15 protein-coding genes are annotated in these 22,928 nt (G+C 44.4%); 11 read left to right on the forward strand and 4 right to left on the reverse strand.

What is annotated here, in order from left to right; all coding sequences use genetic code 11:
- Window positions 1-23 precede the first annotated feature (23 nt).
- The 3 genes from sov to thiL form a co-directional block, all read right to left on the reverse strand.
- Window positions 24-7,457, reverse strand: coding sequence for a T9SS outer membrane translocon Sov/SprA (gene sov, locus BY457_RS09870; RefSeq protein WP_106153170.1), 7,434 nt, complete (start codon window positions 7,455-7,457; stop codon window positions 24-26).
- A gap of 28 nt (window positions 7,458-7,485) precedes the next feature.
- Window positions 7,486-8,067, reverse strand: coding sequence for a Holliday junction branch migration protein RuvA (gene ruvA / locus BY457_RS09875; RefSeq protein ID WP_106153171.1), 582 nt, complete (start codon window positions 8,065-8,067; stop codon window positions 7,486-7,488).
- A 248-nt stretch (window positions 8,068-8,315) separates the two neighbouring features.
- Complete coding sequence (thiL, locus tag BY457_RS09880) at window positions 8,316-9,368, reverse strand: thiamine-phosphate kinase (protein WP_106153172.1); 1,053 nt, start codon at window positions 9,366-9,368, stop codon at window positions 8,316-8,318.
- Between the two features lie 422 nt (window positions 9,369-9,790).
- Here thiL and sufB point away from each other — a divergent pair, with 422 nt between their 5' ends.
- The 7 genes from sufB (at window position 9,791) to queG (ending at window position 16,603) form a co-directional block, all read left to right on the forward strand.
- On the forward strand, window positions 9,791-11,239 hold the full coding sequence (gene sufB, locus BY457_RS09885) for a Fe-S cluster assembly protein SufB (RefSeq protein ID WP_106153173.1): 1,449 nt from the start codon (window positions 9,791-9,793) through the stop codon (window positions 11,237-11,239).
- Between the two features lie 94 nt (window positions 11,240-11,333).
- Window positions 11,334-12,089 carry a Fe-S cluster assembly ATPase SufC gene (gene sufC, locus BY457_RS09890; protein ID WP_106153174.1) on the forward strand — a complete coding sequence of 252 codons (756 nt, stop codon included), beginning with the start codon at window positions 11,334-11,336 and terminating at the stop codon, window positions 12,087-12,089.
- Window positions 12,090-12,127: 38 nt separating this feature from the next.
- The gene (sufD, locus tag BY457_RS09895) at window positions 12,128-13,519 is read left to right on the forward strand and encodes a Fe-S cluster assembly protein SufD (RefSeq protein WP_106153175.1); all 1,392 of its coding nucleotides are present in this window, start codon (window positions 12,128-12,130) and stop codon (window positions 13,517-13,519) included.
- A 72-nt stretch (window positions 13,520-13,591) separates the two neighbouring features.
- The gene (locus BY457_RS09900) at window positions 13,592-14,812 is read left to right on the forward strand and encodes an aminotransferase class V-fold PLP-dependent enzyme (protein WP_106153176.1); all 1,221 of its coding nucleotides are present in this window, start codon (window positions 13,592-13,594) and stop codon (window positions 14,810-14,812) included.
- Window positions 14,813-14,860: 48 nt separating this feature from the next.
- Complete coding sequence (locus tag BY457_RS09905; protein WP_106153177.1) at window positions 14,861-15,286, forward strand: SufE family protein; 426 nt, start codon at window positions 14,861-14,863, stop codon at window positions 15,284-15,286.
- Between the two features lie 47 nt (window positions 15,287-15,333).
- A complete protein-coding gene (locus BY457_RS09910) occupies window positions 15,334-15,651 on the forward strand; it encodes an SUF system Fe-S cluster assembly protein (protein WP_106153178.1) in 318 nt (105 codons plus the stop codon).
- Window positions 15,652-15,661: 10 nt separating this feature from the next.
- Entirely contained in the window at window positions 15,662-16,603 is a 942-nt protein-coding gene (queG, locus tag BY457_RS09915; RefSeq protein WP_106153179.1) for a tRNA epoxyqueuosine(34) reductase QueG, read from the forward strand.
- A 5-nt stretch (window positions 16,604-16,608) separates the two neighbouring features.
- Here the strand turns inward: queG and BY457_RS09920 are convergent, their stop codons facing one another.
- A complete protein-coding gene (locus tag BY457_RS09920; RefSeq protein WP_106153180.1) occupies window positions 16,609-17,022 on the reverse strand; it encodes a secondary thiamine-phosphate synthase enzyme YjbQ in 414 nt (137 codons plus the stop codon).
- A gap of 326 nt (window positions 17,023-17,348) precedes the next feature.
- On the opposite strand from BY457_RS09920, the gene BY457_RS09925 reads away from it, so the two are divergent.
- The 4 genes from BY457_RS09925 (at window position 17,349) to BY457_RS09940 (ending at window position 22,882) form a co-directional block, all read left to right on the forward strand.
- Window positions 17,349-18,200, forward strand: coding sequence for an alpha/beta hydrolase (locus BY457_RS09925; protein ID WP_106153257.1), 852 nt, complete (start codon window positions 17,349-17,351; stop codon window positions 18,198-18,200).
- Window positions 18,190-19,191 (forward strand): GSCFA domain-containing protein, encoded by a 1,002-nt coding sequence (locus BY457_RS09930; RefSeq protein ID WP_106153181.1) that lies wholly within the window; start codon window positions 18,190-18,192, stop codon window positions 19,189-19,191. Before BY457_RS09925 ends, BY457_RS09930 begins: the two co-directional genes overlap by 11 nt.
- 458 nt (window positions 19,192-19,649) lie before the next feature.
- Complete coding sequence (locus BY457_RS09935; protein ID WP_106153182.1) at window positions 19,650-21,587, forward strand: amylo-alpha-1,6-glucosidase; 1,938 nt, start codon at window positions 19,650-19,652, stop codon at window positions 21,585-21,587.
- The gene (locus tag BY457_RS09940; RefSeq protein WP_106153183.1) at window positions 21,584-22,882 is read left to right on the forward strand and encodes a glycosyltransferase; all 1,299 of its coding nucleotides are present in this window, start codon (window positions 21,584-21,586) and stop codon (window positions 22,880-22,882) included. Before BY457_RS09935 ends, BY457_RS09940 begins: the two co-directional genes overlap by 4 nt.
- The last annotated feature ends 46 nt before the right edge of the window (window positions 22,883-22,928 follow it).

The raw sequence follows: 22,928 nt of genomic DNA on the forward strand, positions 1-22,928 counted from the left end.
TAATGGTTTCCTATTACACCCGACTATTGAGCCAGTGAGAATCTGAAACTAACTCCCACATTGGTATTAAATGTGGGATAAGATGATGAGATGTAGGGATTGTTGACCTGCCGGTCGTAGAAGACCTGAACATTAAACCGGTCACTCAGCACATAATCTGCGGTCAGTTTGAGGGTGGTTATCTTTTGGCCTGCCGTCATCTGGTTCGAACGTTCCTGAATCTTTCGGATGATAGAGAAACTCTCCCGCATGGATATGTCGGCTCTCAGATTGAGGTCGGATGATATTTTCGTCTGATTGTCTGATTTTCCCAGAATCATATCCATTTTATCGAATCGGTAGCCGATTCCAATCACCCATTCATTGTTGTAGTTTTCGATAAGCTGGTTGTTATTGAGGCTAAGGTTCAATATTCGCCCTTTTTTGTACTCGGCACGAGTACTGAAGTTCCCCGGCCAGGTAATGTTGAACTGGAGGAAAGGTGCGAATTGTTCTGTTATGGTAACGCCGCTGATCAGGTATTTGGCAATAAAATTATTCTGTGCATCACGTACAAAGCTAAGTCCGTCACCATTTTCCTGCCATTCCAGATTGGTTTGGTAGTTTCCGATGGAATAGGTTGAGGTATAAGCATGACTGATGTCGAAAGATTTTACATATTTTTTGAAGAATTCAATCTTGGATAGCCCACTGTAATTAATTCTCCAGTTGGGTTTGATGTAAGCGAGTGAGGGGAATGTTTCCAGAAAAATATTACCGGCACTTTTACCCGAATAAGCTGAAAGGAAAGCCGGTATCAGCACTTCTCTTGAGGTAAGACTATACCCGTCCACACCTGATTCCACTGTATGTCCGCGGTCGGGATATCCATTGGGATTGTATGGCATGCCGGAAATGTTTCTCTCCTGATAGTATTCGGTTTCCGGGAAAATGGATCCTGTTCTTTCACTTCCCAGACGTTCGGCTATGACCGCCCTGTTTTTCAAAAACTGATCGTAAGCAGGTGAACTGTAATCCCCATTTTTATCTACTTTGTCGAAAGCGGTGGCAAGGGTGTTGAAACTCATGGAGAAACTTCCCGATTCCATGGTGTTGAACGCCCCTCTGAACTCCTCTCCGTTAAAGAGGTAATACTCATTCATGTTGTTGGAGTACCGGCGGTTGGCTGTTATATCTATTCGGAGATCTTTGATGGGCTCAATGGTTGCGCGGATATTGAGATCTTCCGTGTGCGTCATAATATAAGGTGTGTTCAGGGTGCTGTCAGTAGTCAGCCAATTGTTTTCTACGGCTGTCATGGCAAAGTCTCTGTCCTGAACTCCCAGAAGGAACGGAATTCCGGGAGCATTGATTCCACGGACGTTTTGGTTTCCTAAAAAGCCGGACTCCGGCAAATATCCGGGTAAGGTTGTTCCGTTATTGGAAGAGTAGGAAACAGAAAGGTTCTTAATCCCCGTGGCCAGTTTCAGGAGATTATCGGCAACAATTTTTATGGGTGATGTGGAGGTTTTTCGTTGGCCGGTAATCAGCGTCCTTGCATTGGAGATATCGCGTGAGGTAACAAAGGTTACCTTGTTGTTGTCTATAACTCTGGTTGTTCCCTGAACCGGACGTCCGTTGCTGTCAAAAATGCGGACCTGTACATCGGTTGTATTGAGTTTGTGCTCAATTTCCAGAGGTGTGTCTTTTTGGATATTCAGACTGTGACTGGTGTAACGGAGTTGTTCGGTGCCGCCTGATTTTTGCTGGGGCCTGGACAAGTTTCTCAAATAATCCACTTTGTTGTACAATCCGGTGAAATTGAATTGTGCATTCCCCTGAATGGTATTGGAATTTCGTATGGTATTTCCCCATTCATACTGTTCTTCAGTGATGGGCCCCTGTTGCCAGTTAAATTGAGCACCGTAATTGATGTTGGCCGAAGTCCAGTCGAGCATCGGGAGCTTATTGATGGGCAGTCGGTAGCTGGCATTGATGTTGTGCTGATAATTGGTCGTTCGGCCATACGACATGATGTTGCGCATTACCGAGTCTTTCCACAATTCATACTCATCGCGGTACCGATCTTTATTGACAACTCCTGTAGGCTCATCAATTCTGGCATTGGTAGTGGTGCGGAAATCGAGCTTCAGTGAGCGGGTCAGGTTGTAAGTCATCTCAAAATAGCGGTTCCAGTTAAAGTCTTTTCGCACCGAAACAGGAATTTTAAAGGTCGGGTTGTTGACATTTCTCAGTTGAGACTCTGAATAATCGCGCATCAGCTCCCATCGGTAGTTTATCTGGCTGGGCAGCAGGTAAAAGTTGAAATCACGGATGAGCTTGAACGCATCTCCTTTGATACTTTTGAAGGGTTCAACAATTTTTGGCTGACTGGAGAAATTGTAAGCCAGAATTCCCCGGTATGTTTTATCTATTTTATATTCTGTTTTTACGTCTTTGTGTTCCGATTCGTTGTAGGAATAGGTGGCACTCAGGTTGGAAAGATCATAGATTTTTGGATGATTGTCTTTTGGTTTTAGCCTGACATTGGTGAAGTTGATGCTTTTTCGGCTTGTCCGGTCTTGCGACAGGTCTTTGATGCTGTCTCTGGCTGCCTGCGAGGAAGCATTGTCCAGCGCCTGTTCCATGGTAATATCGGGATCCAGCGGATTGTATTCGGGGGTTGCAACCTGCTCACTGGCGCTGACGTACATGGGTGCCGAAAGTCTCGATTCGGGGCCCAGCAGTTTTCCAAGCTCCAGATTGGTTGCCACGTCGTACTGATAGTAATCCTCACGACTTCTTTCGTTGACGCTCTGTTCGATGCTGCCGAAACCAATGGTATTTACTTTCCCGGCCATGGAAACACTACCCAGATCGGCCAGTTTTACATTTACCCGTGCATTGGCAGCCCAACCTCCTTCTTCGTCAAAATCGGACAGCCTGAGCTCGTTAAACCATACCTCCGTGGACTTCAGGTCAATCGTGTTGTTGCGGATACCAATCATAACAGAGCGGACATTGGCCAGACTCGGATTACCTTTGATCCCGATGTGATTGTCCGGATTGTCCGGATCGGCAGTATAAAACTTCTTATTTATGGCTGCATCCTGATTTCCGCTCCTTAACTCATCATTTCGTCTGAGTTTTATTTGTTGAAGCAACTCAATGGGGAAATCGAACCTGTTCTCCTCCGGCCAGACAATATATCTGTCGCCGGTGGAGTTGTTGCTATAAGTTCCAGCCGGTGTCAGTTTCAGAGGAATCTCATACTCGTAGTAGTTATTTCTGAAATCAGTTCCCAGTCTGATGAAGGCTACAATGTCGTCGTCTTCCAACGGATAACCGGATATTTCTTCGGCATGAACTTCCATTTTTATGCGCCGGTACTGACGCATATCCATGTTCAGCGTTTTGTAAACAGCCCGGGCATCACTTCCTGCCAGGTCTGTGGTTTTAAGCACAAGGGACTGTTCGTTGAGTTGCCTGATTTGCGGATTTCCCGGATCGATGACCCTGTCGATTCCCGGGGGTAAAACATAGTTGACCGGCTTGCGGGTACCGTTTTCTTCGATATTTACAGTGGCCACTTCGAATTGGGTGCTTTGAGACGGAGTCACCATGTCATCTATTTCATACAACTCATCGTTGTATTTTCTCCATTCGGAACGAACCAGATCCATGGTGGCGAAACGAAGAAATACAGTGTCCGTAAAGTTCTTCAGAAACATCCGCATGAATCTTACAGAACTAAGGTCACTCAACTCTCCAATGGTGGTGTCCGGCTCGTTGACCGGCACTTTGAACTGATACCATTTCACAGAACTTGTCTCTCCGTTTTTCAGAGTTACTGTTGATTCAATCTGGTCGGTTATGAAATTCTCGCCCACATTCATATCTTCCGGACGCAGACTTATTTTGTACTGAAAATAGCTTTCTGTTTCGCTCAGCGTATTGTCTCTGTTGATGTCCTCTCCGTCGGGGAGGGTTGTTGATGCTGTGCTGTAGCTTTCATCGGAGTATTCCGACGGTATGGAGTTTCCTTCCGGATTGTTGAAGTTTTTGTACCTGTCGAGAATGCCTGTTTCTGCCTGGTCATAATCACTTCCCCGGTGATAATGATAGTCATCGGCGGCAGGGTCATCCAGAATGTTTTGGTAAGCTTCATCGTTCAGCAAACCGGACCCAAACAGGTTATCAATCAGGTTAAGGAATGGGTGGGGGGTATTTCGGTAAAAAGAGCGTTCTGTTTCTGAATTCATGCCATTCAGTCCCACGTCCTGTGCATATCGTGCTGCCGGATCATTGCTGAAAGCATTGACGAGACTCTGTTTGGTAGGCACATATCCCCAGGCTGTGCTATCCACATCAAACGGGTCTTCGGGGCCGGGAAGCCCCTGCTCAAAAAATTTGCGTGAGTCTCGAAGGATGTCCTCAGAAATGTTTCCCAGATTGATGTAAAAATCGCCTCCCTGCCCGGGACCATCTTCGTACACAAAGGGGTCCATTACCCAGAATTCAATGTACTCCACGTTGGCTGATTCGAAATCACTTTGTTGAATCTCCCGCATGATACCACCCCAGCGTTGGTTCGGGTTTTCAAGTTTTCCCTCCTGTGTCAGATTGGTGTCGAAGTTGTAAGGTCCCCGTTCATTCGGATAATAGGCCAGGTTTAGCACCGGGATGTTGGTCGGTTCTCCGTAGGCACTCTCGCGGTAAGGAAAAATCTCTTTTTCGTAAACTTCACGTACGAAATGGCTGGATTGCTGGTCTGAATTTTGGCGCAGATGACCGGGAGTAAGGTTGTTGTTGCGCAAAAAGAGCGGGTCGATGACATACCACGCAGTTTTAGCACGGTTAAAACCGTAATTCAGGTCATTTATGTTGGCTGCTTCCGGAAAAAGGTCGGGCTGCCCCTGCGGGGTACTTGCCAGTTTCCAGGCTGTCCAGTTCTTGATGTCTATGGGGATTTCACTGCCTTCAAAATCGTCGATGTAGGATGTCCCCTCTTTGTCGATGACATTTGGATGTCCGGGAATGAGCTGAGCAAATTCCCCTTCGAACGAGATGGAGGAGGGGGTGGTGGTCTCAACCAGAGGCAATTTATCTATGAGAGCTGTCAGTCCATTGGACTCGGTATAATAGGAGGTGTTAACTCCCCATATGGTGTTGGCAATGGGTTCATCGCCGAAATTAACTTTTTGGGTAAGCGGTCGCTCACGCAAATGCATCAGGGTCGCCCCCACATTGAAGTCGTTGTTGAATTGATAATTTAGGTGTGTACCCAGCAGGGTTTTGGTCTGAAGATTAAACATCTCCTGGCTTTCCAGGGAGACCTGAATCGGTGTTCCGGATTCCAAAAGACCTTCATTGAGAATACGGATGCGCCCTGTGGTGTAATCCACTGAGTAGTCCTGATTTTCTGTGAGTCTGATGCCCCCTGCAGTTACCACAACCGATCCTTCCGGAATGTTGAAGGCATTCAGTGAAATTTCACTGCTGACAGACGATTTGTATGTTCCGGAGAGTTTGAATTTGTTTTTTTCTGCAAACTGCGATGCATTGGTCAGGGTGGAGTCGTACAGGGCGTTAAAAACATATTTGTCAATGAGTGCCTGATTGCCTGCCAGTTTTTCTTCCAGATGGCGGCCAAATGGTTCCACAACAGGGAATACGACACGTCCCTGCTCCGGCAGAATGGTGTATCCCGGAACATAATCGAAGGTTCCGTCGGGGTAGGGTTCCTGATTGCTGTCAAGTCTGTCAAGTCCCATGATGCCAATCAGAAGCTCACCATTGATGCCACCTTCATCAGGTTCAGGCCCTTCGGGAAAATAATTGATGAATGAACCCTTGGAATCATCGAGGTAAACCACATCCATAATAAAGTCTTCCGGACTAACCTGGTAAGCTCCAATGGCATAGATGTTTTTCATCATCAAGTCCCAGGTGTTGAGACTGGGAGAGAGCAGCGTTCCCTTGAGCAGTTTGAGGTAAAGGCTGTTCGGTGCTTCCACTCCTCCGGTACTGAATTCTCCTACCTGATATACTTGTCCGTTGTAAGTGTATTCAAAAGCCACTGCCAAAACTTCATCGTCGTCGAGCGGACTGTTTAATGAAATATATCCCAGCTTGCTGTGCAGCGTATATTGAGAACTGTTGAGCAACCGGGCATTTTCAATTTTCTCATATTCTCTGGATCCCCTGAAACCCTGACTTTCGAGTGAGGCAAATGTGGAAGAAACCTGATTGATGTCTCTGGCACCGGAATAGGTGCTGTTCATGCTGCTGTAGAGGTTGTTGGCCTCATTGGAGGGGATGGCTCCGGGTTGGGCAGTCCACAGTCCGGGGTTCGCCAGGTTATTGGCACCTTCGGCAAGGTCAGCAAAGGCAATGATGTTTCGTGACTCGTTGAAATCGTTGCTGCGGTTGGTTACCCAAACTTCAATTTTTGTGATGTTGAAAGGGGAATTGATGATGGGCAGATTCTGCATAGCCTCGTTGTATCGCTCCCTGAACTGATGGGCCAGAAAGAAGTGACGGTTTTTATCGTATTCGTCAGCACTTATTTCAAAATCCTGCTGCTGTGCTCCCCCCTGGATATCCATGGTGGAGGTTTCACCTTTTTGCTGAGAGAAAATAGAAGTTACTGTGAGGCGACCAAATTGCATCTCTGTTTTGACACCGAACAGGCTCTGGCTACCGGTAATCAAGGTTCCGGGAAGTGGGAGTGTTACATTTCCTGCCTCCACTTTTTGCAGAATTTCATCTTCATGACCGGTGTATTCCAGGTTGATCTGGTTTTCAAAATCAAAAGTAGCTTCCGTGTTGTAGTTGATTCCCATTCGGAGCTTATCACCAATGTTTCCGGTGATATTCATTTGTATTTTTTCCTGAAAGTCGAAAGTAGTGGTTTTTCGCATTCTTTCCTGAAGGGTCGGGTTGTCGATGCGGGTATGGTTTACTCCGATTTGAAGTTCGGCAATTCCCTGGGGACGAATATTGATGGTGCTGCTTCCGAATATGCTTTCAACTGCTTGTCCTGCTCCGAATTGAATGCCACCTGCTCCTTCTTCTTCCGTGGCAGAGAGATTTTCGTCCCAGTATTTCATCATCGATTTGCGCATCTCCTGTTTTCGATACTCCTCCACTGTCATGGTGTATGGGAGCTTCACAGGTACGCTGCCAACCATCTTATACAAATTTATCAATCCGGTTACAGGATCATATTCTGCCCGGTAGGAGCTGTTTTCCGGTTGTGGAATCAGTGGAGATGTTGCTTTGTCATCCGGAGTTGAAAAATCTTCCGGATGAATGATGCGGTCCATTCTGAATGTTTCAGTGGTGTCGGGCCGCTGGGTGGTTGCATCGGGTCGGGATTCGAAAGAAAAGTCCATGCCGGGAGCGGCTCCTGTAAAAGCCAGGAGAGAAAGGAGGGCAAGGGAGAGGAGGATATGTTTGCTGTATTTTGTGTGCATTCAGAAAAATTGCGGAATGTTCGCCGGGTTACATCATTTTTAATGCAAGCTTGATGATATCTTCAACCTTGCGGCCTGGGTCTTCCTTAAGTATTTTGTCAATCGTTTTTTGCGATGGCGCTTTTGAAAAACCCAACATCACTAAAGCAGATAACGCTTCTTCTGCTTTTGTATTGTCTGCAGGCATCAGGAAATTTTCCCCTTCAGTGGCTTTGCCTATTTTGTCTTTCAATTCCACAATCAGGCGCTGAGCCGTTTTTAATCCTATTCCTTTGATGCTTTTTATCTGATTTACATTTCCGGTGGAAATGGCTATATGCAGTTCATCGGGCGACATGGACGAGAGCATCATCCGTGCGGTGTTGGAGCCAATACCCGATACAGAGACAAGCATCCTGAAGAGATCTCTTTCCCTGGTCTCAAAAAATCCATACAGCATGAAAGCATCTTCACGGATGTGTTCATGAATGTATAACTGAACCTCACTTTTGTCCTTCAGTGCTTCAAAGGTGAAAAGAGAAATGTTTAAAAAATAACCTATCCCGTTGTTTTCAACGATGGCATAGGCAGGGGTGATTTGTGCAATTTTTCCGGAAATAAACTCGTACATATCGGTATTTTAAACTTTATGAATTATTCTTCAAGCATCGGGACTCCGGAGGATTCCCCGGGTTAGCCTTGTTGTACCCTCTGTTGTTCAGGTGACCGCCCGTGGCGTTTCAGAGATGTAACTGGTGGAACTTTGGCAATTTTACCATTCTCTGATTTTTATCCCCTCTTTCTCAACCTTCCAATCTCCGGCCTTTTTTTCCTCATTGACAAATATAATACAGTCTTCTAAGGAATGGCGTATGGTTTTTAGTTTTTGTTCTCTTCATTTCCCCATCCGCGGGCTTTTAACTCAATTTCCTCTCCGGCATTGGTCTCCAGGGTATATCCTTTCGATTCGGGAGTGATGTGGCCAATTACAAAGACATCTTTTAGCCCTTTCCCTTCTTTTTCTATCTTTTGATAATCGTCCAGTGAGAGCGTAAATAACATTTCATAATCTTCACCTCCGTTGAGTGCCGCCACCAGGGGATTTATCTCCATCTCTTCGGCAAGCGTGGAGGTGGAATGGTCAATGGGGACTTTATTCTCATAGATGTTGCAGCCTGTTCCTGATGCTTTGCAAAGTCTGAGCAAAGCAGCAGCCAAACCTTCGCGAACCAGACTCATGGAGGTTGGTTCCAGAGCAGCTTCCTGTAACTGAGTGAGTAGTTCTATTCTGGCTTCGGGCTTTAATTGTCGCTCCAGTAAATAATCGTAACCTCCAAAATCCGGATCATTCTGCCCGGTCTCTTTCATCACCTGTTTTTCTCTTTCCAAAAGTTGCAACCCCATAAATGCTGCACCAAAATCTCCTGTAACACAAATGAGATCATTCTCTTTTGCTCCGCTTCGATTGAGGGTCTTCCCCTTTGGGGCAAATCCAAATGCGGAAGTGGAGATGGTCAGACCGGTGAGTGATGAAGAAGGCCGAAATCCGGTCAGGTCTAATTCATATTTTTGACAGGCCATTGCTACACCTTCCATGAGCAATTCCACCGCTTCCAAAGACATTTTACTGCTGAGTCCTAGTGCCAGACTCAGGTGGGTGGGGACAACCCCGGCAGCAATAACATCGGAAATGCCTGCCACCACAGTTTTGTATCCCAGATGACGAAGCGGATAATAGGTCAGATCGAAATGAATGCCCTCCAGCAACAGATTCTGTGCGGTTACCAGTTCATCTCCTTCCGCCCCCGTGATAGAGGCATCATTTTTAATTCCACAAAGTGTATTGCTTCGTCTGTTGGGAAACGTTTTTTCAATGTGTTCTATGAGGCCGAAAAGGCCAATTTCTGATAGTGGTGTTACCGTTTTACTCATGATTTTACTTTTGTTATGCAAAGATATAATAATAGTCGGGTTCTTCTTTTTCTAAATAGTGTTTGTCTATAAAGTCCAACTTCTGCGTTGTTGCTCAAAATCTAAATCCTCATCCCGATTGTGCTTTTTGTTGGTTTTTTGTTTAAAAACCTTACAAAAGCTACTTCGGGACTGCGGTTTAGATTTTTCACACGTCTTGAATTTGAACTTTCTAGTTCAAACACGTGAAAAACGCCTGGTTTATGGGCAGAAACTAAATAAATATCAATAAGTCAATCGAAAAGTAAAATGCCTGTGTAAATTTAGATTTAATCTAAATGTTTAATACCTTTGCATCCGCAATTGTTATTAATCCTTAATGAATTGAACCCTAAACTCATTATCATTGTTTTAACCAGCAGAATGACAGATTAATTTTTGATATGGCAACAGAACAAGATAAAATATTAGAAGAAGTAACCAAAGGGGAGTATAAATACGGTTTCTATACCGATATTGAAATGGATATGCTGCCTAAAGGGTTGAGTGAAGAGGTTATCAAAGAGATTTCCAAACGCAAAGGAGAGCCTGAATTTATGTTGGAATTCCGTCTTGAGGCTTATCGCAACTGGTTGAAGATGGAAACACCCGATTGGGCTCATTTGAATATTCCTGAAATCGATTTTCAGGACATTATTTACTATGCTGCACCAAAGAGCAAACCCAAGCTTGACAGTATGGATGATGTGGATCCTGAGTTGAAAGCAACCTTTGATAAACTGGGTATTCCTCTTGAAGAGCAGAAACAGTTGGCGGGTGTTGCAGTAGATGCTGTTATGGACAGTGTATCTGTAAAAACCACCTTCCGGGAAACGTTGGCCGAAAAAGGGATTATTTTTTGCAGCATCAGTGATGCCATTAAAGAGTATCCCGATTTGGTAAAGAAGCATCTGGGTAGTGTAGTGCCACCCAATGACAACTATTTTGCTGCCTTGAACTCTGCCGTGTTTTCCGACGGTTCGTTTGTTTATATCCCCAAAGGGGTGCGCAGTCCGGTGGAATTGTCCACTTATTTTCGTATCAACGCCATGAATACAGGACAGTTTGAACGAACCCTGATTGTAGCTGAAGATGACAGTTATGTAAGTTACCTGGAAGGTTGTACTGCTCCTCAGCGTGATGAAAATCAGCTGCACGCAGCTATTGTGGAAATTGTAGCCATGGAGCGGGCAGAAGTGAAGTATTCAACGGTTCAGAACTGGTATCCCGGAGATAAAAATGGAAAAGGTGGTATCTATAATTTTGTGACCAAGCGCGGCCTGTGTAAAGGTGATTACTCTAAGATATCGTGGACACAAGTAGAGACCGGATCGGCCATTACCTGGAAATATCCAAGTTGTGTGTTGATGGGAGATCACTCTTCCGGAGAGTTTTATTCAGTTGCACTGACCAATAATCATCAGCAGGCAGATACCGGAACCAAGATGATTCACCTTGGGAAGAATACCAAAAGTCTGGTGGTTTCAAAGGGAATCTCCGCCGGAAAAAGCCAGAACAGTTATCGCGGACTCGTAAAGGTTTCCAAGAGAGCAGAAAATGCCCGAAATTTTTCGCAGTGTGATTCATTGCTGATGGGAGATAAATGCGGAGCGCATACTTTCCCATATCTGGAAATTAACAACAACTCGGCGAAGGTTGAGCACGAAGCAACGACCTCCAAAATCGGAGAGGATCAGATTTTTTATTGTAACCAGCGTGGCATTGATACGGAAAGTGCTGTTGGACTGATTGTAAACGGCTATGTGAAAGAGGTAATCAATCAGTTGCCCATGGAATTTGCAGTGGAAGCTCAAAAGTTGCTTGAAATCAGTCTTGAAGGGAGTGTGGGATAAAGGCCCCGTGAAAATAAGAAAAACAAATTTTGGAATTCATTAAGTCGCTTGGCGCAGAATTCCATCATCTAATCATCATATAAGTTCTGAAAATATGCTTTCGATAAAAAACTTACATGCTAAAATAGACGATAAGGAAATCCTCCGGGGAATAGATCTGAAGGTAAAACCGGGTGAGGTTCATGCAATTATGGGACCCAATGGTTCAGGGAAAAGTACCCTGGCCTCTGTGCTTGCCGGAAATGAGATGTTTGAAGTGAGCGAGGGAGAAGTGCAGTTCAACGGAAAGGACATTCTGGAAATGGCTCCTGAAGACAGGGCCAGAGAGGGATTGTTTCTGAGTTTCCAATATCCGGTAGAAATCCCGGGTGTGAGTATGGTTAACTTTTTACGTACTTCCATCAATGAATTGCGGAAGTACAGAGAGGAAAAGCCCTTGTCTGCCAGTGAATTTCTGAAACTGATGCGTGAGAAGAAGAATCTGGTGGAGATCGATTCTGATCTGACCAATAGATCGGTAAATGAAGGTTTTAGCGGAGGAGAGAAGAAGAAAAATGAAATCTTCCAGATGGCCATGCTGGAGCCAAAGCTTTCCATTCTGGATGAGACCGACTCAGGACTCGATATCGATGCGCTGAGAGTGGTTGCAAACGGGGTGAACAAATTGAAACGTCCCGATAATGCAACTGTGCTCATTACTCACTATCAGAGACTTCTGGAATACATTGTTCCCGACTATGTGCATGTGCTTTATCACGGGCGTATTGTGAAAACCGGCGGAAAAGAGCTTGCTCATGAGTTGGAAGCCAATGGGTACGACTGGATTAAGAAGGAGTTTGGCGATAAGTAAACGCCTGTCCCGGAGTCGAACTTTTAATTTTGAATTGAATGGATAATGTAATCAAAAATATCATTGGAAAGGATATCTCTCTTGCTGAACTGTTTGAGGAAAACAGGTCTGTCATTGAATCGCATTCCTCACCGGTGCTCAACAGCTTGCGCGATGAGGCCTTTGATGCTTTTCAGGAGTTGGGAATTCCTTCCAATAAAGTTGAGAATTATAAATATACCAATCTTCAACCTCTGTTCAGTGGAGATTATGCCTTTTCACTGAAACCTGAGACGCTCACAGAGAATCTGGAGGATATTTTCTCCTGTGATGTGGATACCCTCGATTCAATTACCGTCTATTTGGTAAACGGCTGGTATTATACCCGAAATAATCCCGGAGATTTGCCAAAAGGGGTAGTGATCGGCAGTATGGCCCAGGTGGCGAAAGAGAATCCTGAATTAATTGAAAAGTATTATGGTACCCGGGCTCCGCATTTGTCGGATGGTGCAGTGGCATTCAATACCATGTTTGCTCAGGATGGCTTTTTTGTACATGTGCCCAAAGGGGTGGTTGTTGAAAAGCCCATTCAGATAGTCAATATTCTGATGTCGGAAGATGCTTTGATGACTACCCAACGCAATCTCGTGGTGATGGAGGATAACAGTGAGGCGCGCATCATGGTCTGTGATCATACACTTACTACCGGTAAGTTTGTGATGAATAATGTAACAGAGGGTTATGTGGGAAGAGATGCCAGGCTGGATTTGTACAATTTGCAAAATCAGCACAATGCCACCACCCAGGTTGCAGGATTTTATTTCGAGCAGCATGAAAACTCACATCTGGCAACCAATAACCTTACACTGCATGCCGGAGTTGCCCGTAACAACATCGAACTGAAACTGGCCGGCTCTCATGCCGAAGGTCATGCTTATGGTTTGTATCTTCTGGATAAGAATCAGCATGTGGATAACTTCTCGTATATCGATCACGCAGTTCCCGACTGTTTCAGTGATGAATTGTTTAAAGGTGTGCTGGACGACCACTCAACGGGTGCGTTTACCGGAAAAATCATGGTTCGGCCCGATGCTCAGAAGACCAATGCCTATCAGTCAAACAATAACCTGCTGCTTACCAATGATGCAAAAATGAATACCAAGCCCCAGCTTGAGATTTATGCAGATGATGTGAAATGTAGTCACGGAGCAACAGTGGGACAGATTGATGAGGATGCCATGTTTTATCTGCGTACACGTGGAATCAATAAAAATGAAGCCACCATTTTACTGATGTATGCTTTTGCCTACGAGGTGATTGAGAAAATCAAGGTAGAACCATTGCGCGAGCAAATACGAACGCTGATTGAGAAACGTTTCCGCGGAGAGCTGGACAAATGTCACTCGTGTGTGGTATGTGGTCAAAAGGGTACCGATGTAACCTGCTTGTAAGCATGTTTATTTGATAATAATTTTTTCCGGTACCCGTCTTTTTGGCAGGTACCGGATTGTTTGTTTTATACTATGGCTTTTGATATCCGAAAAATAAGAGACGATTTTCCCATTCTCCATCAGGATGTGAATGGTAAACCTTTAGTTTATCTCGACAATGCCGCAACTACTCAAAAACCTTTGCAGGTGATTGACGCTGAAGCCGCAGTTTACAAAACGATCAACAGTAATATTCACAGAGGGGTGCATCATTTGAGTAATGTGTGCACCGAAGCTTTTGAGGAGGTCCGAAAAAAAACCGCTGATTATATTAATGCCGAATCTTCTGATGAAGTGATTTTTACCCGGGGGACCACAGAGTCAGTGAATTTGCTTTCTTCTTCCTTTGGGGAGACCTTCCTGAAGGAGGGCGATGAGATCATTCTGACGGAAATGGAGCATCACAGTAACATCGTTCCATGGCAGTTGCTGGCTCAGCGTCGGGGTGTTACCGTGAAAGTGGTGCCTGTTACAGATGCCGGTGAATTGGATATGCAGGGCTTCAGTGAGCTGCTCAATGAGAAAACCAGTCTGGTTGCAGTGACACATATCAGTAATGTATTGGGAACCATTAATCCCGTTGAGGAAATAATCGCTCTTTCACATACTGCCGGGGTGCCGGTGATGATTGACGGAGCTCAGGCGATTCACCATGTGCTCGTTGATGTTCAGAAACTGGATTGTGACTTTTATGCGTTCAGTGGACATAAGATGTATGCCCCAACAGGTGTGGGGGTGCTCTACGGAAAGCGGAAATGGCTTCAGCAAATGAATCCATATCAGGGTGGGGGAGAGATGATTGATAAAGTCTCTTTCTCGGGAACCACCTTTAACGATTTACCTTATAAGTTTGAAGCCGGAACGCCAAATTATGCAGGGGTTATCGGACTTGGCGCAGCCATTGATTATCTCAGAAATATAGGTTTGGAGGATGTGTGGGCCTATGAACACGAATTGTTTGAATATGCCCTGAAGCAGATGAGTGCCGTTCCCGGAATACGTTTTGTAGGGCAGGCCCGACATCACACCAGCGTTATTTCTTTTCTTTTGGGAGATGCTCATCCGTTTGATGTGGGCACCCTTCTGGATAAACTGGGGTTTGCATTGCGAACCGGTCACCATTGTGCGCAACCATTGATGGATCGTTTCAGGATTTCGGGAACGGTGAGGGCATCATTTGCTTTTTACAACACCAGAGAGGAAGTTGACAACCTGGTTGAGGCGCTGAAGCGTGTGGCAATGATGCTTGGTTAAAGAGTTCGTTTATTATGAAGTTGCTATCTTTGCAAAAAAATAAACAGCATGACCATAAAAGAGAAACAGCAGGAAGTTATTGAAGAATTCTCAGCATTTGACGATTGGATGGACAAATATTCATTGCTCATAGAATTGGGAAATGAGCTAGATTCTTTTGATGAAGCCAATCGCCAACAACAAAATCTTATTGAGGGGTGTCAATCGAAAGTTTGGCTCCATGCGGAAATGAACGACGGGAAGATAGAGATCCAGGGAGATAGTGATGCCATTATCGTAAAGGGAATTGTGGCTCTCCTGCTGCGTGTGCTTTCCGGCCATACCCCCGACGAAATACTTGATAGTGATCTCTTTTTTATTGATGAAATAGGATTGAAAGAACATCTGTCGCCTACGCGCAGCAATGGGCTGGTGGCTATGGTCAGACAAATTAAAGCTTATGCGCTGGCCTTTAAAGCCCGGCAGAATAAGTAAGTGAACTTCGGTTCGGATAAGATTGTTAGCTGTAAAAGGAGAATGATATGAGTACAGAATTTCTGAATACCGAAACAGATATTGTAAAGGTTCTTAAAACCATTTACGACCCCGAGATTCCGGTCAATATTTATGACCTGGGACTGATTTATGAAGTGGAAGTTCGGGAAGAAGGAAAAGTTAAAGTGGTGATGACACTGACATCGCCTAACTGTCCGGTGGCCGAATCACTGCCCGAAGAGGTGTATGAAAAAGTACTATCGGTAGAAGGGGTTAAAGAGGTGGACTTGAATTTGACCTTTGATCCACCCTGGACTAAAGATATGTTGTCGGAAGAAGCCCTTCTTGAGTTGGGACTCCTTTAAATTGTTTGAGATGGATCTGATTGCTGAGCAACGAGGTCAAATGATTCGTGAGAAAGCACTGGATCTCGGATTTGATGATGTTGCTTTTGTGGAGGCTCAGTTTTTAGAAAGAGAAGCTGAAACGTATGACCGGTGGATCACGAAAGGGGCTCATGCAGGAATGGATTATATGGCCCGCAATCGTGAGAAACGCAATGATCCGCGACTGCTCGTGGAGGGAACAAAATCGGTGGTGGTCGTGCTGCAGAATTATCAACCGGACAGGAATACCTCTCAGGGCGACGAATTTAAGATCTCCAAATATGCTTACGGACGGGATTATCACAAAGTGCTGAAAAACCGGCTGAAAAAACTGATGTCTTTTATCCGAACGGAGGTGGCGGATGAGGCCGATGGTCGTTTTTTTGTCGATTCAGCTCCGGTTTCCGAACGTTCGCTTGCCGCTCGTGCCGGACTAGGATGGCGTGGGAAAAATACCAATCTCATACATCCGCGACTGGGGTCATTTGTTTTTATCGGAGAGTTGTTTCTCAATTTTGAATTGCCCTACGGGACTCCCATAAAAGAGGCCTGTGGTGGTTGCACTCGTTGTTTGGATGCCTGTCCCACCGGTGCTTTGACATCCCCTTATGAATTGGATGCCAATAAATGTATCTCTTATCTGACCATTGAAAATAAAGGCGAAATCTCAGAAGATTTCTCAGGCCAATTTGATGGATGGATCTTTGGTTGCGATATATGTCAGGATGTTTGCCCATGGAATTGGAAAGCCAGGCCGCATAAAGAACCTGACTTTAATCTTCGGCCGACTTTTGGAAAGATGACCAGCGTGGACTGGAAAGCTCTTTCCGAGGCTTCTTTCGATGAGTTATCCAAAGGAAGTGCCATCCGACGTGCCGGTTATGCCGGGATTATGCGAAATATTCGGTTTGTCGGATCAGTCAGGAAATAAATTCCTCATCTTTTCTCAGAATCATAGACGGTTACCACCACTCGGCGTTCACTTCTCGGGCCGTCAAATTCACACAGAAAAATGTTCTGCCAGGTGGAGAGGCCGGGCTTCCCGTTGATGACAGGGATGGTTTCTGATGGTCCGGTAAAGCCGGCTTTCAGATGTGAGTCACCATTGTTGTCCTGCGCATCGTGCTGCCAAACACCTTGAGGAAAAGTCTTTCGGAGCCAGTTTAGAACATCCGTTTGCACCGAATCGTCCCAGTTTTCCTGAATCATAATGCCTGCAGTGGCGCCCTGTACATAAACATATACCAGGCCGGTTTCTATTTCTGAATCCGTAACGACACGACTAACTTCATTGGTTATATCTACCAGCTCTTCGTGTTTTTTTGTCTTAAACAACAACGTTTTTTGCATCTCTCTATAGTTTCTATGTGGATTTTTGGAAACACTTTGTTGCTAAAATAATGAAGCTGTGGTTTTTTGGGGAATTTATGTTCATAAATAATCACCGTCATCAATCTCAATATCCTTAAAAGTGCCGCTTATTTCAAATAACTATCCCAAAAAAATTATGGATATAATGTGTAAATCACATTATGGCGTGGAAATTGCTTATTTATTTTTGTTTGATTTTCAAAAATTAACTAAATTTAGCATTTGTGTTTTGCCCCGGCAGTGCTTTAAATGTAGTCATTAATGTTATGTTTGCACCCGTTTTAATTGAAGAGTCAAAGCATATTATGCAAAACAGGGAATTTAATCTGGTCGCCGGTGACGGGACATTCCTTATCGGGCGTTTGTGGAGGCCCGCAGGGAGTGCTGTTGCTGTTATCTGTATTGTTCATGGAATAGGCGAACATTCCGGTCGGTATGATCAGTGGGCCCGACAGTTTTGCAACCAGGGATACCTAGTTTACTCTGTCGATCTGCGCGGCCATGGACGGTCGGAAGGCAGACGTGGACATATTGACCAGATTAATAATTACCTGGATGATATCGGAAGCTTAATCAGACTGGTCAAGCATAATTGGGATGAGTTGCCCGTCTTTTTGTACGGACATAGCATGGGAGGCAATCTGGTTTTGAATTTTCTTCTCAGGAAAAGACAGGACTTTGCCGGTGCCATAGTTACCTCGCCGTGGCTCAATTTGGTAAATCCTCCGGCACCATTTATTCAAAAAGCTGCCTCTTTTTTAAACCACCTCTTCCCTAAAATGACTTTTCCAACCGGGATTAAATCCAGTGAACTTAGTTCCATTCCCGAACAACAGAAGTCAAGTGATACCGATAAATTAATGCATCATAAAATTTCTGTACGTCTCTTTAATGAACTCAAACGCTCGGCAACAGAAGTGTTAGCACATCCTTCCCGCTTTTCAATTCCGTTGTTTTTTGCTCATGGTACCGCCGATGCGATTACCGATTTTAAGACTACCAGACAGTTTTCTGAAAGCATTGGCGATAATGCCGGATTTTATGGGGCAAAGAATGCAAGACACGAGCTTCACTGCGAGCCTGTGGCTGAAGATTTGTATTTTTTTATTACCTCCTGGATAGGTGACATACTCAAAGAGACTCGTGATGCAGAATGATTTCCGAACTGTCGTTGATGTGGGTAAGTTTGACTTTTCAATCCATGCGGATTCTGAGATGTTGTTTTTAGGCTCTTGTTTTTCTGATAATATCGGGGCCCGGTTTAAAACTTCCCGGATGAAAGCTTTGGTAAATCCCTTTGGGGTGGTTTACAATCCGCTTTCCGTTGCTCGTTTGGTGGAGCGTGCTCTGGATCCGGAACCCTGCACATCGGATGAGCTGGTTTTTCATAACGAAAAATGGCATCATTTTGATTTCCATGGAAGTTTCAGCGGGTTTGAGCCCCGGGAAGTTTGTGAAGATATTAACCGAACTGTTCAACAAACATCTACGGTATTAAAAAGTGCCGATGTTCTGTTTATCACCTTTGGAACCTCTTTTGTTTATGAGCGTCAGGATACTTCTGAGGTGGTAACCAATTGCCATAAATTTCCTTCCGGTTTCTTCTCACGTTACCGGTTGGATCCCGAAGAAATAGTAGTAAAGTATAAAGAGCTGATTGTCTCTCTGAGAGTGTTTAACCCAAAGCTGAAAATTATTTTTACCGTCAGTCCAGTGCGTCACTGGAAAGATGGTGCAAATGGAAATCAGGTAAGTAAATCCGCGCTTTTTCTTGCTATTGATAAATTGGTGGATCTGTTCGATGGGGTGTATTATTTTCCTGCCTACGAGATCCTGATGGATGAATTGCGGGATTACAGGTTTTATGATGCAAGGATGTTTAACCCATCCGAGCAGGCTGTTGATTATATCTGGAAACGTCTTTCCGATGTGCTTTTTAGTTCCTCTGCAAAAAAATATATTTCATTGACTTCCAGGATTGCCAAAGCACGCAATCACAAATTGTCAGCTTCTTCCGGTTCTCAGACTGTTGAGTTTTTACGGCAATCTCTTCGGTTGGTTGATGATGTCACCCGGCAGTTTCCGGATTGCGACCTCTCTTCGGATGCTGAATATTTCAGGGATGAGTTGATTAAGAGTGAACAATAGGTTCAATATATAAAGCATTCATATCTCCGCCCAGTTTTTTTGTTACCCTTTTGTTTCTAAGTTTTTCATGAGGTAGTCCCTTTTTTATTGGTTAATAAAAATTAAAAACTGTTTCCAATAGTTTAGAAAAAATCTTATCTTTAATACATCAAAGAAGCAATTCTTCCTGGTTTTTATTTAGTCATGACTTTTTTATCTTTTTCGAAGGAGGAACCTTGCATTTGAACGCCTGATTTCTTTAACCTTTTCGAGGACTACCGGTTTTCGGCAGGGGGAATAGTTTTGAGGTAGTTATCTCCCGGAAAATTCTCACTCAGGGATTTGTTTTTGTTTTTTTAATGAATGTGATGAGGTTGGGCAAAGCACATTGAATAACCAATTGATTTTTGATGTCTTTCTGCCTAACTTGAAAGAGGTTTTGTACCTGTTTTTTGATAAGCTAACCTAAAATTAATTATATGACATATTTTCAACTGGAGAAAGATCGTCTGGTAAATCTTGAATACTCACTTTACAGGGAAATCCTAAGAACCAACCGGGCAGGATCTTATTGCAGTACTACAATTATTGGATGTAATACCAGGAAATATCATGGTTTGCTGGTTTGTCCATTAGAACAATTAGGTGGAGACCATTTTGTGTTGCTCTCTTCACTGGATGTGTCTGTGGAGCAGCATGGCCAGGTGTTTAATTTAGGTATTCACAAATACCAGGGTAGTCATTACGAGCCTAAAGGACACAAGTATCTCACTAAATTTGAGATTGACGATATTCCAAAGCGTTATTATCGTGTGGGCGGAGTAATCTTATCCACAGAGATGGTATTGGTGGAAAATGAGGAGCAGCTTTTGTTTAAAGTGACTTTGGAAGATGCGCATTCTCCTACCAGATTGAGGTTTAAACCTTTTCTCGCATTCAGAAGTGTTAATGAGCTAACATTCCGTAATATGGATGCCAATACCAGGTATCAGGAGGTGGATAACGGGATTTCCGTGAAAATGTATGAGGGGCTTCCGACTTTGTTTATGCAGTCGAGCAAGCAGATTGAGTTTATTCCGGTTCCGGATTGGTATTTAGGTGTTGAATACCTCAAAGAGCAACATCGCGGGTACCCCTTTAAGGAAGATCTTTTTGTTCCCGGCTATTTTGAAGCAGAAATAAAAAAGGGAGAGAGCATTGTGATGTCTGCGGGTACTTCCGAATCACGCCCCAATGGGCTGAAAGCAAAATTTACCCGTGAGAAAAAGAAGCGTATTCCGAGGGACAGCATGATCGACAATTTGTTGAATTCGGGGCAGCAGTTTTTATTCTCCCGCGGAAAAGATGTCCGCCTTATGGCTGGTTACCACTGGTACAAAGAGCGGCATCGTGATACCCTTCTGGCTTTGCCGGGATTGTCTTATTATCAGGAGAACAAAGAGGTGTATAAAAGTATTCTGCAATACATTGCGGGAGAAATCTCTGAGAAATATCTTTCAAAGAACAAAAATCTCTTGAGCCGGGATATAGATGTACCCTTATGGTTTTTCTGGACGGTTCGTCAGTGCAGAACCAATTGCAGCCCTCCTGAGGTGTGGGAAAAGTATAAGGTGATGATGAAAGCGGTGCTTGATCATTATCAGAAAATGGAGGGAGAATCCATGAGAATGGAAGCCAATGGTCTCTTGTATGCCCGCAAAGAGGGAGTGCCCCTTACATGGATGGAAGCAGTGATTGACGGGCAACCTGTTACATGGAGGCCGGGCTTAACCGTCGAATTGAATGCGTTGTGGTACAATGCCCTGTCATTTTATGCTTTCCTGGCCAAAGAGGCCAACGAACCGGAAGAGGGAGCTCCTTATGCGGATCTGGCAGAGCGGGTGAAAAATTCTTTTGTTGAAGTTTTCTGGAATGCTGAGGATGAATTTTTATACGATTATGTAGAGGGTGAATACCGTGATACCTCCATTCGCCCCAACCAGTTGATTGCTGCAGCAATGCCTTATTCTCCGTTAACGGTGGAGCAACGCAAGGCTATTGTGGATGTGGTGAAGAAGGAACTTTTAACTCCACGCGGCATTCGCACATTGTCACCTCAGGATCCGAAATACAAAGGAGTCTATGATGGCAATGCGCAACAAAGAGATATGGCTTTGCATCAGGGAACCGTTTATCCCTGGCTGGCAGCATTTTTTGCCGAAGCCTACCTTGACATCCATAAGCAGGGAGGTCTCTCTTTTGTAAAAAGAATGCTCGAAGGTTTTGAAGAAGAGATGGGCAACCATTGTGTGGGAACGATTTCTGAGTGTTTTAACGGAAACCCGCCTCATGTGGGGAAAGGAGCAGTTTCAATGGCCTGGAATGTAGGGGGAGTGCTAAGTATTATTAATCTAATTGAAAAATATAGTAACCTATGAGGGTATTAATGTTTGGTTGGGAATTTCCCCCACATATTTCCGGAGGTTTGGGAACTGCCTGCTTCGGGCTTACCCGTGGTCTTTCATATATATCCGGTTTGCAGGTTTTGTTTGTGGTTCCCAAAGCTTTTGGAGATGAAGAGCAGCAGGGAATCAGCTTAATTGGGGCCAACCAGGTTCCTGTGAAACATCGCAAGCTGAATCTGAAACATTTTAGCCGCAAACTGGATTACATTGAAGTTGGCTCGCGCATGATGCCTTATACCGACCCTGATGAATATTTCCGGATAGAGAAATCAAAGAAAGAAAAAGGGGCTTTTGAATTTGTTCAAACCGATGAAGCCGGACAGATTCCCTTTACGGGAACTTATGGCGCTAATCTGTTGAAGGAGATTCATGACTACGCGTTGGTGGCTAATGTTATAGCGCAGGATTATTCTTTTGACCTTATTCATGCGCATGACTGGCTGACATACCCTGCCGGCATTGCGGCAAAGGAAGCAACGGGAAAGCCACTGGTAATTCATGTACATGCCACTGATTTCGACCGAAGCGGAGGGAGTGTGAACCCGGTGGTGTTTGATATTGAAAAGCGGGGTATGGAAGCAGCTGATAAAATTATTGCAGTGAGTAATCTTACACGTCGCACTGTAATAGAGAAGTATGGAATCGATGCCGAAAAAGTAGTGACGGTTTACAATGCTGTTGAGCCTCTGGAGAAGAAAGATAAGCCTGCTTTTCAGAAAGGGACCAATGAAAAAGTGGTAACTTTTCTGGGACGCATTACCATGCAAAAAGGACCTGAGTATTTTGTGGAAGCAGCACACAGAGTGTTGCAAAAGAACCGCAATGTGAGATTTGTAATGGCCGGAAGTGGAGATATGATGCACAAAATGGTGCGTCGTGCCGCTCAACTAAAAATTATGGATAAATTCCATTTTACAGGTTTCCTTCGTGGAGAAGAGGTGTTTAGTATGCTTGCCATGAGTGACCTTTATGTGATGCCTTCAGTTTCCGAACCTTTTGGTATCTCTCCGCTCGAAGCAATGCAAAGCAATGTTCCGGTGCTCATTTCACATCAATCGGGCGTTGCCGAGATTCTTACCTATGCCATAAAAACCAATTTTTGGGACGTGGATGCCATGGCGGACGCCATTTACGGGGTATTACATTATCCGGCTCTTTCCGAAATGTTTGTGAAATATGGGAAGAAAGAGGTGGATGCCCTCAAGTGGGAGAAGTCGGCATTGGACGTAAAGATGGTTTACGACAGTGTTCTGAATGAGTTTTATTAGGCACAGATGCCGGCCGATTGAGGTTTACATCTGATCGGTTTTGTAA

This window comes from Marinilabilia salmonicolor (genome assembly GCF_003003035.1).
Classification (GTDB): domain Bacteria; phylum Bacteroidota; class Bacteroidia; order Bacteroidales; family Marinilabiliaceae; genus Marinilabilia; species Marinilabilia salmonicolor_A.

Bases quoted from the DNA above. Each gene is read 5' to 3' on its own strand.
- sov (WP_106153170.1), bottom strand. From the start codon at position 7,457: ATGCACACAAAATACAGCAAACATATCCTCCTCTCCCTTGCCCTCCTT.
- ruvA (WP_106153171.1), bottom strand. From the start codon at position 8,067: ATGTACGAGTTTATTTCCGGAAAAATTGCACAAATCACCCCTGCCTAT.
- thiL (WP_106153172.1), bottom strand. From the start codon at position 9,368: ATGAGTAAAACGGTAACACCACTATCAGAAATTGGCCTTTTCGGCCTC.
- sufB (WP_106153173.1), top strand. From the start codon at position 9,791: ATGGCAACAGAACAAGATAAAATATTAGAAGAAGTAACCAAAGGGGAG.
- sufC (WP_106153174.1), top strand. From the start codon at position 11,334: ATGCTTTCGATAAAAAACTTACATGCTAAAATAGACGATAAGGAAATC.
- sufD (WP_106153175.1), top strand. From the start codon at position 12,128: ATGGATAATGTAATCAAAAATATCATTGGAAAGGATATCTCTCTTGCT.
- BY457_RS09900 (WP_106153176.1), top strand. From the start codon at position 13,592: ATGGCTTTTGATATCCGAAAAATAAGAGACGATTTTCCCATTCTCCAT.
- BY457_RS09905 (WP_106153177.1), top strand. From the start codon at position 14,861: ATGACCATAAAAGAGAAACAGCAGGAAGTTATTGAAGAATTCTCAGCA.
- BY457_RS09910 (WP_106153178.1), top strand. From the start codon at position 15,334: ATGAGTACAGAATTTCTGAATACCGAAACAGATATTGTAAAGGTTCTT.
- queG (WP_106153179.1), top strand. From the start codon at position 15,662: ATGGATCTGATTGCTGAGCAACGAGGTCAAATGATTCGTGAGAAAGCA.
- BY457_RS09920 (WP_106153180.1), bottom strand. From the start codon at position 17,022: ATGCAAAAAACGTTGTTGTTTAAGACAAAAAAACACGAAGAGCTGGTA.
- BY457_RS09925 (WP_106153257.1), top strand. From the start codon at position 17,349: ATGCAAAACAGGGAATTTAATCTGGTCGCCGGTGACGGGACATTCCTT.
- BY457_RS09930 (WP_106153181.1), top strand. From the start codon at position 18,190: ATGCAGAATGATTTCCGAACTGTCGTTGATGTGGGTAAGTTTGACTTT.
- BY457_RS09935 (WP_106153182.1), top strand. From the start codon at position 19,650: ATGACATATTTTCAACTGGAGAAAGATCGTCTGGTAAATCTTGAATAC.
- BY457_RS09940 (WP_106153183.1), top strand. From the start codon at position 21,584: ATGAGGGTATTAATGTTTGGTTGGGAATTTCCCCCACATATTTCCGGA.